This window comes from Veillonella montpellierensis DSM 17217 (assembly GCF_000426745.1).
Lineage (GTDB): Bacteria > Bacillota > Negativicutes > Veillonellales > Veillonellaceae > Veillonella > Veillonella montpellierensis.
The window spans coordinates 13770-28650 of record NZ_AUFY01000001.1 but is presented as its reverse complement, the minus strand read 5'-3'; the positions used below and the strand labels follow the sequence as shown (position 1 = coordinate 28650).

General features: G+C 34.5%; 15 protein-coding genes. 11 read left to right on the top strand and 4 right to left on the bottom strand.

All coding sequences use genetic code 11. From position 1 onward, the window contains the following. Positions 1-98: 98 nt before the first annotated feature. The 8 genes from K357_RS0100150 to K357_RS0100115 all read left to right on the top strand — a co-directional run bounded on the left by K357_RS0100150 (position 99) and on the right by K357_RS0100115 (position 6113). The gene (locus K357_RS0100150; RefSeq protein WP_028256891.1) at positions 99-536 is read left to right on the top strand and encodes a HutP family protein; all 438 of its coding nucleotides are present in this window, start codon (positions 99-101) and stop codon (positions 534-536) included. A gap of 265 nt (positions 537-801) precedes the next feature. After that, a complete protein-coding gene (gene infC, locus K357_RS0100145) occupies positions 802-1359 on the top strand; it encodes a translation initiation factor IF-3 (RefSeq protein ID WP_071838017.1) in 558 nt (185 codons plus the stop codon). Positions 1360-1377: 18 nt separating this feature from the next. Continuing rightward, complete coding sequence (rpmI, locus tag K357_RS0100140) at positions 1378-1575, top strand: 50S ribosomal protein L35 (RefSeq protein ID WP_028256889.1); 198 nt, start codon at positions 1378-1380, stop codon at positions 1573-1575. Between the two features lie 57 nt (positions 1576-1632). Beyond that, a complete protein-coding gene (gene rplT, locus K357_RS0100135; protein ID WP_028256888.1) occupies positions 1633-1983 on the top strand; it encodes a 50S ribosomal protein L20 in 351 nt (116 codons plus the stop codon). Positions 1984-2249: 266 nt separating this feature from the next. Continuing rightward, on the top strand, positions 2250-2627 hold the full coding sequence (gene queD, locus K357_RS08435; RefSeq protein WP_051211917.1) for a 6-carboxytetrahydropterin synthase QueD: 378 nt from the start codon (positions 2250-2252) through the stop codon (positions 2625-2627). Beyond that, complete coding sequence (locus K357_RS0100125) at positions 2624-3448, top strand: radical SAM protein (RefSeq protein WP_038113236.1); 825 nt, start codon at positions 2624-2626, stop codon at positions 3446-3448. The genes queD and K357_RS0100125 overlap by 4 nt, the downstream gene beginning before the upstream one ends. A gap of 13 nt (positions 3449-3461) precedes the next feature. Then, positions 3462-4034: a GTP cyclohydrolase I FolE gene (folE, locus tag K357_RS0100120; RefSeq protein ID WP_197049759.1), complete on the top strand. Its 573-nt coding sequence runs from the start codon at positions 3462-3464 to the stop codon at positions 4032-4034. 393 nt (positions 4035-4427) lie between these two features. Beyond that, positions 4428-6113, top strand: a complete 1686-nt coding sequence (locus K357_RS0100115; RefSeq protein ID WP_028256885.1) for a glycoside hydrolase family 2 — start codon at positions 4428-4430, stop codon at positions 6111-6113. A gap of 271 nt (positions 6114-6384) precedes the next feature. Here K357_RS0100115 and K357_RS0100110 read toward each other — a convergent pair whose 3' ends face one another. Next, complete coding sequence (locus tag K357_RS0100110) at positions 6385-7587, bottom strand: amidohydrolase (RefSeq protein WP_071838015.1); 1203 nt, start codon at positions 7585-7587, stop codon at positions 6385-6387. A 156-nt stretch (positions 7588-7743) separates the two neighbouring features. Here K357_RS0100110 and K357_RS0100105 point away from each other — a divergent pair, with 156 nt between their 5' ends. The 3 genes from K357_RS0100105 to K357_RS0100095 all read left to right on the top strand — a co-directional run bounded on the left by K357_RS0100105 (position 7744) and on the right by K357_RS0100095 (position 10942). Further along, on the top strand, positions 7744-8523 hold the full coding sequence (locus K357_RS0100105) for a basic amino acid ABC transporter substrate-binding protein (RefSeq protein ID WP_414625597.1): 780 nt from the start codon (positions 7744-7746) through the stop codon (positions 8521-8523). A gap of 175 nt (positions 8524-8698) precedes the next feature. Beyond that, the gene (locus K357_RS0100100; protein ID WP_028256882.1) at positions 8699-10459 is read left to right on the top strand and encodes an N-6 DNA methylase; all 1761 of its coding nucleotides are present in this window, start codon (positions 8699-8701) and stop codon (positions 10457-10459) included. A 72-nt stretch (positions 10460-10531) separates the two neighbouring features. Further along, on the top strand, positions 10532-10942 hold the full coding sequence (locus tag K357_RS0100095; RefSeq protein WP_028256881.1) for a hypothetical protein: 411 nt from the start codon (positions 10532-10534) through the stop codon (positions 10940-10942). 124 nt (positions 10943-11066) lie between these two features. Here K357_RS0100095 and K357_RS0100090 read toward each other — a convergent pair whose 3' ends face one another. From K357_RS0100090 to K357_RS0100080, 3 genes are all read right to left on the bottom strand, one after another. Continuing rightward, positions 11067-12623, bottom strand: a complete 1557-nt coding sequence (locus tag K357_RS0100090) for a putative polysaccharide biosynthesis protein (RefSeq protein ID WP_028256880.1) — start codon at positions 12621-12623, stop codon at positions 11067-11069. A 169-nt stretch (positions 12624-12792) separates the two neighbouring features. Beyond that, positions 12793-13725 carry a class II fructose-1,6-bisphosphate aldolase gene (gene fba / locus K357_RS0100085; RefSeq protein ID WP_028256879.1) on the bottom strand — a complete coding sequence of 311 codons (933 nt, stop codon included), beginning with the start codon at positions 13723-13725 and terminating at the stop codon, positions 12793-12795. Positions 13726-13922: 197 nt separating this feature from the next. After that, positions 13923-14798: an RluA family pseudouridine synthase gene (locus tag K357_RS0100080; RefSeq protein ID WP_028256878.1), complete on the bottom strand. Its 876-nt coding sequence runs from the start codon at positions 14796-14798 to the stop codon at positions 13923-13925. Between the last annotated feature and the right edge of the window lie 83 nt (positions 14799-14881).

Below are 14881 nucleotides of genomic sequence, written 5' to 3'. Positions count from 1 at the left end.
GAATTAGTAGATTGGGATAATAAATTGAAGTTGTATATTCACTATATTTTGTTATAATAAAAGTATTCTATTATTGAGTAAAAAGTGTGAGGTACTATATGGAGCAAACAAGTTTAACTGTGGGTCGAGCTGCGTTGCGCTTGGCGTTATCAGAAACTAGAATGGATGAGCAAATATTGCGAAAAGAGTTAGAAACGGCTGATATTCGTTCTGTAGCAGTCGATTTTGGCGGGCAATTCATTCCATCAATTCCTAAAATCATTGAACACGCCGTTATTGCTGCACAGAGACAAGGTGTAGTAGCAACCAATCATATTGGAGAAGGCGCTGTTATTGGAGCTACACAAGAAGCATTAGAACAACTTAAACGGAAAGCGACAGGACTCAATGTGGGGGGGAAAATTGGTATAGCTCGTTGTAGAGAACATTTGAGTGTTGCTATTTATATGGGCGTTGGAATTTTGCATCTTAATGAAATTGCAGTAGCTATGGCTCATCGCTCTATGCCAGCACAGGAAGAAACAAGCCATTTATAATATACGGAACTGTAAGAATCACTAATAGATTAGATAATAATGGTAGAAATAGTATACAATTATAAATGGGATGATTATATGTTTTAGTAGGTGCTTGTTGGTGATACTAATACAATCGTTGTATGTTTGTTTTAGTGCATTATATAATTGTTGACATTAGTACGTAAATAGTATATTATTATTTAGTAAGCTTTATGAAGAAGAGGCCATCCGCTTCTCACCTTATGTCATGAAATATAGGGTTATATATAGCAATACTACACGGATGGCATATTATGCTGTCCGTTATTTTTATTTGGGGGTGAACCTTATTAGCAAAGATATGCCACGTATTAACGAAGAAATTCGTGCTCGTGAAATTCGTGTGTTAAGTGCCGATAATGAACAAATTGGCATTATGAGTTCTCGTGATGCGTTAGTATTAGCAGAAGAACAACAATTAGATTTAGTTGAAATTTCTCCTAATGCAAAACCACCTGTTTGTCGAATTATGAACTTTGGCAAATATCGATATGAACAGCAAAAACGAGAAAAAGAAGCCAAAAAGAAACAAAAAGTTATTACTTTAAAAGAAGTAAAACTTCGTCCACATATTGAAGATCATGACTTTTATGTTAAAATGAAAAATGCTTCTAAATTTTTAGGAGAAGGCAATAAAGTAAAAGTCACAATTATGTTCCGTGGTCGTGAATTAAGCCATCCGGAATTAGGTCTTAACGTTTTAACCCGCTTCTCTGATGAACTCAAAGAGCAAGCAGTTGTTGAAAAAGCAGCTAAGCTTGAGGGTCGAAATATGACTATGATTTTAGCAAAAAAAGGATAATTGAGGAGGATTTATATTATGCCAAAAATTAAAACTCGTCGTGCAGCGGCTAAACGTTTTGTAGCAACAGGTACTGGTGAATTTAAGCGTGCGAAAGCGTTTAAAAGCCATATTTTAGAAAAAAAATCTCCAGCTCGTAAACGTAATTTGCGTAAAGCAACATTAGTAAGTAAATCTGATTATAAACGTGTAGTTAAAATGTTACCTTACGCTTAATCGTTCTATAAGTAGTAAATTGTAAATATTAGATAGTAATATTGGAGGAAATGTATAATGGCTAGAATTAAAGTAGGCGTTACAGCCCATGCTCGTCATAAAAAAATCTTAAAATTAGCGAAAGGATATCGCGGTACTCGTAGCCGTTTATTTAAAAAAGCTAATGAAACAGTAATGAAAGCATTATTCTATGCTCGTCGTGACCGTCGTGCTAAAAAAGGCGAATTCCGTAGATTATGGATCGCTCGTATTAATGCTGCTTCCCGTAGTAATGGTTTAAGCTATAGTCGCTTTATTGCTGGGTTAACTAAAGCTGGCGTGGAAGTTAACCGTAAAATGTTGGCTGATTTGGCTGTTAATGATGCAGTTGCATTTGCTAAATTAGTTGAAATCGCTAAAAATGCATAGTAGATAGTTATGAAAGACTGTAGTATTATATACTATAGTCTTTTTTTGTAGTATATATAATATATGTAGTTTGTGGTGGATACAAAGTTTTCTGTAGTAGACTTTAATGAATCCCTATAAGTAATTTCTATCGTTAACACATATATTTTTATATAGCTATATAGTATGCTTTTAGAGAGTGAGTGATTATATAGGAATATGATGAAATAATTTCCTATCACCACTAGTTACGAATAAAAAATAAATGTTACAAGGATGAAAAATTTATGTATTTTATTTCAAAGAGAATGGAAATATCTGCAGCACATCAATTACATCTCTCATATCAAAGTAAATGTGAAAATTTACATGGACATAATTGGATTATTACGGTGTATTGCTATGCGGAAGAATTAAATAAAGATGGCATGGTCATTGATTTCACACATATAAAAAAAGAAGTTCACGATGTATTTGATCATCATATTATTAATGATATTGTGCCATTTAAGGATGGACTTAATCCAACAGCAGAAAATATAGCAAAATGGATAGTGGATACAATCCCTAGTTGCTATAAAGCCGTTGTGCAAGAAACGGAAGGTAATGAAGCTTGTTATGTACAACCAGGACTACCTATTGAAGTCTATATGGGGCAATTATGATAAAAGTTAATGAAATTTTTACATCTATTGATGGTGAGGGTATTCGTAGTGGATATCCTGTTACCTTTATTCGGTTGTTTGATTGTAACCTTCGGTGTTCCTATTGTGATACCATGTATGCTGTGGAAGGTAACGATTATCGCAACATGTCAATTTCTGATATAATATCTATGGTTAATCAACTAGGCTATAGACGTATTACATTAACTGGTGGAGAGCCATTATTACATAAGGCAGAAGTATACCCTCTACTAGAAGAATTAATTACTCTTGGCTATGAAATTAATATAGAAACAAACGGAGCTGTTTCATTGTTGCCATTTGAGAAATTGCGAGATACTACAAATTTTAATAAAAAAGAATATGCATTCTCTCACGCCAGCGACAAAAGTTTAGAGGAGAAAATCGAGAATAGGGAAATTACTGATAGCGATAGTTATATACTCCCTAAAAAACATGGTAACAAGCGTGACATGTCTAATCCAGTGCAATATAAAGGTCATATTATCTATACTCTTGATTATAAATCACCATCAAGTGCAATGAATCATGCGATGCTTTTAGAGAATTTCAATTATTTACAGTCAGGAGATGTCATTAAATTTGTAGTAGGTACTGATGAAGATTTATGGAAAATGAAACAAGTGGTGACGGAACTGTTACCAACTATTGATGGATTAGAAATATTTGTTAGTCCTATATTTGGTGTGATTGAACCTGCACGTATTGTTGATTTTATTATGATGCATCACTTAGAGTGTGTTCGCATGCAATTGCAGATGCATAAATTTATTTGGGACCCTAATGCGAGAGGGGTATAATATGAAACAAGAAATTAATGAAGAACGCGTGGCAGCATTAATACGAGAATTATTAATTGAATTGGGAGAAAATCCTAATCGGCCAGGATTATTAGAAACACCAGACCGTGTGGCTCGTATGTATCAAGAAGTATTTGAAGGTATTCGTTATTCTAATCATGAGATTGCGGAAAAGTTTGGAAAAGTATTTGAAGAAGTTAAAACGGGGAGTTTAGTCACTGTTACACATATTCCTATATTTAGTTATTGTGAACACCATTTAGCACTTATGTATAATATGGACGTTAGTGTAGGATATATTCCTAATAATAAAGTGATTGGCTTATCAAAAGTGGCTAGAATTGCTGATTTGGTAGGTAAGAGGCTACAACTACAAGAACGAATTGGTGATGATATTAGAGAGATTTTAGAGGAAGTATTAGATACAAAAGATATTATCGTCGTTATTCGTGGAGAACATGCATGTATGACATCCCGAGGTATTAGAAAGCCTGGAACTATTACTAAAACGGCTTCCTTAGGAGGAATTTTTGAGACGGATATTCCTCTTAGACAAGAGTTTTACTCTTTACTAACTATGGGCTAGTTAACCTGCACAAGAAGAAGTTAAATTAATATATGTATTTTTAAGCTACCTACGCGGTAGTTAATAAACAGATTTACACACCAAATACTAGTGTATTGATTCTAAGTTACCTATGCAATAGGATAGACGAGAATAATAAGGTAGATTTATTTTTAACTGATAACTTTTGTGTACTATCGATTTAATAGAGTAGTACAGTATAAATATAGGATAGCATATGGTATTGGCAGATGTTTAGATAGATTGATACTATATAGTCTTTACATATGTTGTATAGTTATAGTATAGAATACATAATCCTTATAATAAGGGATAAAACTATAGTTGTATTATGGTAGATGTATCATATATACTTATAGATGAGAACATGGTAATAATTAGAGGAGGCGTCTTATGGAGTTATTATATCCTATAGATAACGAATTTCGACATAGTATTCCATTAGATGGATCATGGTATTTTGCGTTCGATGAAAATCAAATTGGTTGGGAAGCAGGAATACCAAAACGAACTGTAGTTAATGTACCAGCTGACATACAAGATAGTTTTATCAAGCCTACAGAGCGTTCTTTTAGTGGCACCATGTGGTATGAACGTACTATGTTTATACCAAAAGAATGGTTAGGAGAAACTGTATATTTGCATTTTGAAGGCGTAGGACGTCGGGCAGAAATATATGTAAATGGATCGGTAGCTGGTCGTCATGAAGGTGTATTTATACCATTTGCTATTGATATAACCCGGCAAATTCGTTATGGGGAAGAAAATAAAATTGTTATACAGATTAGTAACGGTATTACTCCTTATGATTTACCAACAGGGCATGTGCGTGTAGGGGCAGATGGACGAAAAGTAAATGTAAATCATTCGGATTATCCAGTGCCTACGGGTCTATATGCTTCTGTGCATTTGTGTACAGTGCCTCAAAACCGGATTACTGATGTAGACTATCATATAGAAAAAGTAACTCCAGAAGAAGCCGTTATTCATTACATGGTAAAAATTAAAGGCAATTGTTTAGTAACAGCCATTTTGCGGGATCGAGAAGGTCGTGTGGTTGCTACTAGCGTAGGGGGCAATGGACGGTTACTTATTCATACACCGCATTTATGGGATATTGGTGATGGGTATTTATATCGACTTGATTTTGATGTTAGTCGATTGGGAAAGCATCATGATACGTATTCCCTTCCTATAGGGATTCGCACCATTGAAATAGATAATCAAACTTGGTGTATTAATGGCAAACAGGTTATATTGCGAGGTGTACGCGTTGATGGGCGCCATGTAGACGCTATGACTGCAAGTCCTATTATGGCGAGACGGGAATTAATTCGTCTATTAGAATTAGGAGGTAATTGTATTTTTAGCGGTGGCTATACATTGCCCGAGTATATCATTACCTTAGCTGATCAAATGGGATTATTAGTGATTGATGAAATATCCGCTGCGGGTATGGGAATTAAAAATGTAGCCGACTTTGATGATAAAGGATCCTATTATTCACAAGCAGATGTCAAGATTCGAGTAATGCAAAGTCATTTAAATATTGTAAAAGCAATTATGAATCGAGACAAAAACCACTCTTCCGTTATTGGTTGGAGTTTATTCTATGAACCAGGTATTTTAGTTGATGACGATGAGCGCTATTTTAATGAAGTATATGCATATGCTAAGACCTTAGACCGTCAATACCGACCATTAGGGATGACTGTTAATTTATCAGTTAATGATATATGTAAAAGTTGTATTGCGTATAATAATTTTTTAATTATTAGCCAGTGGGTCCATGGAGAATTTGCAGGACCAGAAGCGTTAGCAGATGATTTAAGTCAAGGCTTACATGAGTGGCAAGAACAATATCCTACTATGCCGCTTATAGTGCGTTTAGCAGAATATAATCATAGAGATGTAAAAAATTATTTTAGTGTAGCCGAACGAATTGATATTAATGAGCAATATTTATTGCAAGCCTATGAAGTGCTTGAACAACGGCATAATGTAGTAGGCGAATTAATGGATTCTTTGCAAATTACACATCCAGCAATTATTCGACGACGTTGGAAACATACAATATAGTCAATAGAGTCCTGTATAATAGTGTGTATGACATAGGGCATGATTGAAAATAGATAAGGAAGATTTAATCTAAGGTGAGTCATAAGTGGTTGCGTTTCATCTATTCTTATATCTATGTATAGTTATAGTGTGATGATATAAATAGTGCATAAACGTATATAAAAAATAGTAACATGGTGTTGTATCGTGATAGTCTAGTATAGTGACTACCAGTGATTGTACCATGTTACTATTTTTTATTGTTAGAGAATGTAGTTATTATATTAGCGTATTATAGATTATTTATAGAGTGATAAAATTCTTCTTTTATAGCTCTTAGTTTTTGAGGATGACTTATTAACTCTAATAATGATACACCGATAATCATTGCTCCTTCTTGAATAGTTTTTGTGATGGTAGGTTCTAACATAGCATTAGCAAATTCAATAGTATGACACACTTTATCTTTGCCAGCCAATCGTAAGTATGGATGGAATGCAGGGCACTGAAAGCTAACAGATCCAATATCAGAACTGCCTAATTCTGTAGGGGGATTAGGGTTAAAGTCGATGTTCAGTTGTGCCATAATATCTTCAAGAAGAGTAATACCATTTTGATTTATATTCATATTATCGTAAGGATTACCATAAAATGTATAGTCTACCGTTGTACCAGTTGCCATAGCGGCGGCCTCAAAGATCTTCTTTACTTTTTCAGTAACTGTATTAAGATATTGTCTGTCTGTATGACGAATGCAACATTCAAATTCAGCAAAGTCAGGTATGACATTGGCCGCTTTTCCACCAGTAATAATCCAACTGCCGATACGTGTTTCAGGGCGCACCTGTTGACGCAACATGTCGATTGCTGTTAAGGCTAGTTGCACACTATTTAATGCATTTACACCATCCCAAGGGTTAGAAGCGGCATGAGCTGTTTTACCGTGATAGCGAACTCTAAAATTATCAAGAGCTAAAAATTGAGCCTTAGCTCGTGATTCGATTCCATCGAGGTGAACCATAATAGCATAGTCATAGTCGTTAAAAATACCAGCCTTAACCATATCAACTTTGCAACCAGTAGCTTCTTCATCAGGAGTCCCAATGAGGTCGATATCCATTGTAGATGAGTTAGCCATAGAACTAGTATTGTACATTTCGTGCAATGTTAATGCAGCTAATAGGCTCATACTACCACTTGCACAATGTCCGCACCCGTGCCCAATATCTGGTAAAGCATCGTATTCGCATAAAATGGCTAATTTACCTTGCGGATTATTAGCACGTACTACATTCGCACGGAATGCCGTAGGCAAGCCAATAAAATCACGTTCCACATTCATACCAGCAGATTCGCAGATAGTACATAATAATTTTGATGATTCATATTCTTGCCCAGATAACTCAGGATGTGTGGCCAATTGATGATTTACATGTTCCGCAGTGGATATATGCTTATTAATTTCCTTGATAAATATCTGTTGTAATTGATTCATATCACATTCTCCTTGTCTTGAAATGTATATTATGTATATATATGCAGTGAAAATTAATTAATTTTAATTTTATATTGATAATTATATACTAGTGATGTATAATTATCAAATAGATATACATTTATAATTCGTATAGAAGTGTGAAAGGAGTTAGTTATGTTTAATTGTATGAGCAAAACAGTAAAAAAACTAGCCTTAGTGGCAACAGTAGGAATTTTGGCTGTTGGCTTGTTTGCTGGTTGTGGTAATGAAGAATCAAAGGAGAAAGTCTTAACATTTGGTGCTGAAACCACATTTCCTCCATTTGAGTTTTCTGAAAATGATCAATATGTAGGATTTGACATGGATCTAACAAAGGCACTTGCTGAAAAAATGGGATATAAATACCAATTTAAGAGCATGGGCTTTGATGCGTTAGTGCCAGCCTTACAATCAAAAGATATCGATGTTATTGCATCTGGTATGAATCCAACACCAGAACGTGAAAAAGCAATCAATTTCTCAGATTCTTATTATGATGATGGGGGATTTAGTATTATCACTCGAAAGGACAATACGGATATCAAAGATTTTGACTCATTAGCTAATAAACGTATTGTTGTACAAATTGGTACTGTTCCTGTTGAAATGGCACATAAAATTCCTGGTACAACTGTGAAAGAAGTAGATGGAAATTCTCAAATGTTCATGGAATTACAAGCGGGTACAGTTGATGCGGCTATATTAGATACAGCAGTAGCTAAATATTATCTCGCACAAGGGGCAAGTAAAGACTTAAAATTAACAGGACAACCAACTGATTCTCCAGGCATTGCTATGGGTGTTCGCAAAGATGATAAAGAATTACTTCAACAAATTAATAAAGCTTTAAAAGAACTTAAAGAAGATGGTACGTATCAAAAAATTTATGAAAAATGGTTCGGCCCTATTAAATAATTTATTTTTATATACTCAGAAGATGGCTATGCATATGTGTGTATAGCCATTTTTTTTAAATAAATAAAAATGGTTAAAAAAAACCATTGACATAAAATACATGTTGATGTATTATAATGACATGAAGTGGTTAAAAAAAACCAAATGATATATTTATGAAAAGGAGTTGGCTAGTATGAATAAGCAATTGGCATTAGAATTACAGGGATTATCAGAGGGAGCAATACAAGATATTATTTTTAGAATTAATAAAAAGATTACTATGAGACCTCGTGCGCCAAGGAGAGATATTGAGCAAATTGTTATTGTTATGTTTGCCTATATGAATAAAATAAAAGGACGAGGAAGACAGAGTATTTTTGAAAGTGACATGATGGACCGCCATGTGCAATTAGATAACTTGATTAAAGATACCTTATGTAGATATGGTCATATTTCAGATGAACTTCTAGAGATGTCTACATGTGAATTGGCTGCATATATATTATTTTCTGATTTGTTGCGATCTAATGTATCAATGTCAGTATATCAATTAATAGATACGCTAATTGATAGAAAACAAAAAAATGGCAATATATGGACTGGCAGTAATTCGTTCTTTTTTGTCTATGCGGCTTTAGAAGGTTATGCAAAAGAATTCAGAGTATATGTAGGTAGTGAAGAAGAGGAAATGTTGGTACGTTTAAAGGGTGGCGTATTAGATAGTATCATTACATATTATTATAAAAAAGAGGTAAAAGAACTAGAAGAAGCCAAGTGTGGCACTATACGTATTATGTATCCTTTAAAAAAAGGGAAAAAAAGCGATATAGATATGAGTAGAAATAGGCATTCTTTTATAGAAGAAAATAATTTAGTTAGTACACCTCGTAGTATATATCATGGTTTTGATGTAAACGATTTAGAAAAGGCTTTAGGGCGTGGTATGTGGGGGACTGTTCTTAGTAGATTGAGTAGTATAAATAGTAATGATGAATTACTAGTGGTCCTTCTTCCTATGAGTGCACTAGATAATGTAGCACAATCTATATTAAGAAAAGGGATTGTTACAAAAGGGTTGCTACAAGCGGTTATTCAATTACCACCTAATTTACTATATAATAATCTAACTCCTATGGCGATACTTATATTTTCAGAGGGGAATAAAACGGTAAAAATGATTGATGCCACCGATATCTTTACAAAAGGTAGACGACAAAATACATTATTAGAAGATAATATAGAGGATATTAAAAAGTTATATTTTAGTAATGATAAGTCATTGACTATTTCGATTCCTGCTATCGAAGACCAGGAGTATATTTTTACGCCTAGTCGTTATGGGAAAGGTATGGAGTTTTCTTCTCCTGCTATAGAGTTAGGTAAAGCTTGTAAAATTAGTCGTGGTAGTTTATTACGAGCGAATGAATTAGATCAAATGATAAGTGAGACAAATACTTCTATCAGATATATCACACCTAAGGATATAGTGAGTGAATTTATCGATTTAGATACTGTGGCATCATTAAAAGAGGATTTGGACTATAAGAGCCCTAAGATTGGTAAGAATACAATTATAATGAGCAAATTGGCACCATTTAAAGCAGCAATGGTGCGCGATATGGAAAAGAAAGACATTCTTTGTAATGGTAATTTATATATGATTGTAAGTAGTGAGGACAGAATCAATCCTATATATCTTATGAGCTACTTAAATAGTAGTGTGGGGCAAAGAGAGTTAGATAAAATTGTAAAAGGAAATACGATTAAAACTATCAGTATTAGTGATTTATCGGGGATTCAAATTCCAATTCTTTCTAAGAATGAAGAAGAACAATTTGTAAATGCCTATTTAGAAAAATGTGAAGAAGAAGATAATTTGTTGAAACGATTAAAGTTATTAAGAAAGGATAAAGAACGATTTGTAGAGGATACAATAAAAAAACTTATAAAATAGTTGAAATACATTCTTCTTACACGTATTTAAAAGACTGATACTTGAATTCGTATATTATATGAGGAGTGCGGCATGATTAATACGAGAAAATCGATACCAGAACTTATTGAAAGCACAACCCTAGATTTAGAAACGTTTTGTAAAAAAACGGGTTTAATTTATGAGCAGATTTATGGTTATTATAATGGTGTTACACCTTGTGATCGTATGAGACGTAAAATAGAAGAACAAGTGAGATTGATTAGAAAAGAATTGGGAATTACTAGACGACGGCATTCTAGTAGTGGCGTAACTACTAGTAGAGGTTCATCTCGGTGCAAATCACTTAGAAATGAGAAACAACTTTCCTTAGCTGCTCAAATGGAACTTTTTGAATGCTTTAAAGTGGATTCACCGGATGCATATGATGATCGTCGTGGTTGGCATTATAGTAAGCATAGAGTGATGCATTGTTCTAATGATATCATTGAAAAGAAGAAATAGTAACATGCAGTTATTTAGAAAGAGTGTGGAAATATATAGAGTCTTGTAACTGTAAGTAGAAATAATAAAACTATCCTTAGACAAAATTTCTAATAAAGAAGCTTTGCTTAAGGATAGTTTTTATTTACTGAAAGAACCTTCCTAGTAATGGCATTCTGGCACCATCGTATTTATTAAGGCCTTTCACTAGTATCATAATTACGATATAGGAAGCACCGCCTTCTATACCGATTAATAGAAAGTTAAATACCATAGGCATTGTTGGCTCTAATGCATGGTATGATAGATACATAATGCCCCCCATAATGGTGGCACTTACCACATTTTTCCAAAGGATGGATATGTCTAGGAAATATCCTGTATATTTTTTTATATAAAATAGATTTAAAATAGCTGCAAATGCAATATCTGCTACAGTAGCATAGGAAGCACCTGCAATACCTAACCAAGGAATGGCAGTTAAATTCCAATTTAATATAACTTTTACAATACAAGCAAGTGCCATATTGATAACTGGTAATGTAGGTTTTCCAAGGCCTTGTAAAATGGCAGTTGTTACTTGATGTAGTCCTAAAAAGAAAATAGCAATCGCTAAGATTTGTGTTGCCTCTTCGGCGCGAGGTGCATTATAAATTAATGTAACCACAGGTTTAGCCAGTACAAATAACATAATACTAAAAGGCACAGTGGCTAAAAATGTCATACGCATTGCTCCAGCAGTACGATAAAATATGCCTTGCCCATCTTTCTTGGCTACTAAATTAGAGATAGCAGGAACAATACTTGTGGCTAATGCAGCTGTAATAATCGTTGCAAGATTAATGAGTGGTACAGCCATACCTGTTAAGTAACCAAATAGCTCTGTAGCTTGCGCAGTGGAATAGCCTGCTACTTCTAATTGACGGGGTACGATAAATAAATCTAAGTTAGCTACTAATGGCAGCATAATGCTTGCCAAAGAAATTGGAATAGCTAATCTGATTAAACGGGATAAAATTGAACTTGAGGTTTCCTGTACACCTTGATAGAGTTCTCCTTGAGACGGTGCTTTAGGTAATTTCCAGTAATAGTAAAGAAGAACAAGTAAGGCACCAAATGCACCAATACCAGCACCCATACTAGCACCACCGGCCGCTTTATCTAGACCATAAGGTAGTAAAATAGCAGCGGCTACCAGCATAACGACAACTCGTAAGAGTTGTTCTATAATTTGACTGATAGCTGTTGGTGTCATTAGTTGCCACCCTTGTAAATAACCTCTAAAACAAGAGATGAGAGTGACGAAAAAAATGGCAGGTGCTAAAGCGATGATTGAATAATAGGCTCTAGCTTCACGAATGTACCCACTTGCAATAAACCAATCGGCACCGAAAAAGGTAAGCACGCTAAAAAGTAAGCCTGTAATAAATAACAAATTAAAAGATAATTTGAAAACGCGAGAGGCCCCTTTATAGTCGTTGAGAGCTAGTTTTTCAGCAGTTATAATGGAGATAGCAATGGGGATACCAGCACTTGATACTTGCAAGGCAAGTAGATAAATGGGAAAAGCCATTTGATAAATACCAATGCCTTCACCACCTAAAATGCGAGACAGTAAAATCCAATTAATACTGCCAATAGCTTTAACGACAAAACCTGCAATAGTCAGGATAAAAGTTCCTTTTAAAAATCGATTGACCATAATCACTCCTACCATATCATTATCGATATGGATACTATTATATAATGCACATTACGCATAAATGTATATACTTCAATTATCAATTGTAGCATATATGAGGAAGTTTACTCAATATAAAAAACGGTGAATCTTATGAGAGTCACCGTCTTTTCTGAAACAGATGGTAGCATTAGATTTTATGAGAAGAACCTAGTACATCTTTAATTTTATGTTGTACCATGCCTTGAATAGCGCTACGAGCTGGACCAAGATATTTACGCGGATCAAATTCGGAAGGATTTTTTTGTAAAAATTCACGAACAGATGCAGTCATGGCTAAGCGTAGATCAGTATCAATATTAATTTTGCAGACAGCCATTGTAGCAGCTTTACGCAACATTTCTTCTGGAACACCTTGAGCACCTGGAATATTGCCACCGAATTCGTTACATTTTTTTACAAATTCAGGTAATACAGAAGAGGCACCATGTAGTACAATAGGGAAGTTTGGTAACAAATTGCCAATTTTTTCTAATCGGTCAAAGTCTAAATATGGATCACCTTTAAATTTATAGGCACCATGACTTGTACCAATGGCAATGGCTAAGGAGTCAACACCAGTTCGTTCTACAAATTCAACCGCTTGATCAGGGTCTGTAAAACGTGCATCCTTATCACTGACATTCACGTCGTCTTCTACACCAGCAAGACGTCCTAATTCAGCTTCTACTACAACACCATGAGCGTGAGCATAGTCTACAACTTGTTTTGTTATTTTAATATTTTCTTCGAAATCTAAATGAGATCCATCATACATGACAGATGTGAAACCACCATCAATACAGTCTTTACAAATCTGAAAGGAATCTCCATGATCAAGATGTAAGGCAATTGGTAAATCTTCACTATCTTGTAAAGCTGCTTCTACTAATTTTACAAGATAAATATGTTTAGCATATTTTCTTGCACCAGCAGATACTTGAAGAATTAATGGAGATTGTTCTGCTTTGCCCGCATCTACAATGCCTTGTACGATTTCCATATTATTTACATTGAAAGCACCAATCGCATAACCGCCTTTATAGGCTTTTTCGAACATTTCTGTTGTTGTTACTAATGGCATTAGTATTCCTCCTTAGCTACACACACATTTGTGTGATGATAGTAATTGAAATAAGTGCATATATCAAATTAAGTATAGCAAGAACTTAGATAAAGTGCTATAGGTAATTCATTAAAAGAACGAATTAATACTTTTTTAGAGGGACGTTGTCATGTGTGATAAGGCATTTTTGATCTACTGAGTGTAGATGATAGTTGTTATTGGGGGGGAATCAATAGTGCTTTCATATCCGAAGGTAGTGGAGAAGATAGTATTACCTCTCTTTTTGTCATGGGGTGGACGAATTGCAGCCCTATAGCATGTAAAGCATGGCGTGAGAGATAACGTAAGGAACCACCATATATATCATCACCTAGTAAAGGATAGCCTAATTGAGCTAAATGCACACGGATTTGATGTGTTCTCCCTGTGTGTAAAATGCATTGTATATGAGTATACTGCGCATAGCGACGTATTACTTGAATATCAGTATGAGCTAATTTGCCATTACTCGTACAAATTCGTTCAATGATACTACCAGTACATCTTCCTATAGGCCAATGTAAGGTGCCTAATGCTATGGGCAAACTCCCCTCTATAATGGCTTGGTATACCTTATAAATCGGGGTATGTTGTTTAGTGAAAGCATGTTGTACGATGGCAGATTTAGCAATGATAATAAGACCAGATGTATTTTTATCGAGCCGATGTACTGGATGGAAAGAAGAGTGTTGATTTGTTTGTTGATAATAGTAAGTCACAGCATTTGCAAGGGTATGTAATCTTTCTGTAGAAGTGGGATGCACTAATAAATTATAAGGCTTATCCACTACTATGATGTAGTCATCTTCATAGACAATAGAGAGGGGGAATTCATAGGGAGAAAAGGATTGTCTCTCTTCTAAAAACACGGATAATATATCTCCTCCATGTAACAGAGTGTTCCAGTTACAGGGAACTTGGTTGCATAGAAATGTGCCTTGATTTTTAAGCTTACGTCGCATAGCTTGAGAAATATGTGCTTTTTTAATAGCGTGATTAATCGAAATGGAGTGAATATTTTTGTTGATAGGTATTGTTAATAATGGCTGCATAAGAAATCCTGTTATTTAAATTTTTTGAGATAGTTTATATGTAATACTAGGTACTATAGTTGTATGAACTTACTAAAAATGAG

Coding starts and splice junctions, on each gene's coding strand:
- K357_RS0100150 (WP_028256891.1), top strand. CDS start 99: ATGGAGCAAACAAGTTTAACTGTGGGTCGAGCTGCGTTGCGCTTGGCG.
- infC (WP_071838017.1), top strand. CDS start 802: ATGGCATATTATGCTGTCCGTTATTTTTATTTGGGGGTGAACCTTATT.
- rpmI (WP_028256889.1), top strand. CDS start 1,378: ATGCCAAAAATTAAAACTCGTCGTGCAGCGGCTAAACGTTTTGTAGCA.
- rplT (WP_028256888.1), top strand. CDS start 1,633: ATGGCTAGAATTAAAGTAGGCGTTACAGCCCATGCTCGTCATAAAAAA.
- queD (WP_051211917.1), top strand. CDS start 2,250: ATGTATTTTATTTCAAAGAGAATGGAAATATCTGCAGCACATCAATTA.
- K357_RS0100125 (WP_038113236.1), top strand. CDS start 2,624: ATGATAAAAGTTAATGAAATTTTTACATCTATTGATGGTGAGGGTATT.
- K357_RS0100115 (WP_028256885.1), top strand. CDS start 4,428: ATGGAGTTATTATATCCTATAGATAACGAATTTCGACATAGTATTCCA.
- K357_RS0100110 (WP_071838015.1), bottom strand. CDS start 7,587: ATGAATCAATTACAACAGATATTTATCAAGGAAATTAATAAGCATATA.
- K357_RS0100105 (WP_414625597.1), top strand. CDS start 7,744: ATGTTTAATTGTATGAGCAAAACAGTAAAAAAACTAGCCTTAGTGGCA.
- K357_RS0100100 (WP_028256882.1), top strand. CDS start 8,699: ATGAATAAGCAATTGGCATTAGAATTACAGGGATTATCAGAGGGAGCA.
- K357_RS0100095 (WP_028256881.1), top strand. CDS start 10,532: ATGATTAATACGAGAAAATCGATACCAGAACTTATTGAAAGCACAACC.
- K357_RS0100090 (WP_028256880.1), bottom strand. CDS start 12,623: ATGGTCAATCGATTTTTAAAAGGAACTTTTATCCTGACTATTGCAGGT.
- fba (WP_028256879.1), bottom strand. CDS start 13,725: ATGCCATTAGTAACAACAACAGAAATGTTCGAAAAAGCCTATAAAGGC.
- K357_RS0100080 (WP_028256878.1), bottom strand. CDS start 14,798: ATGCAGCCATTATTAACAATACCTATCAACAAAAATATTCACTCCATT.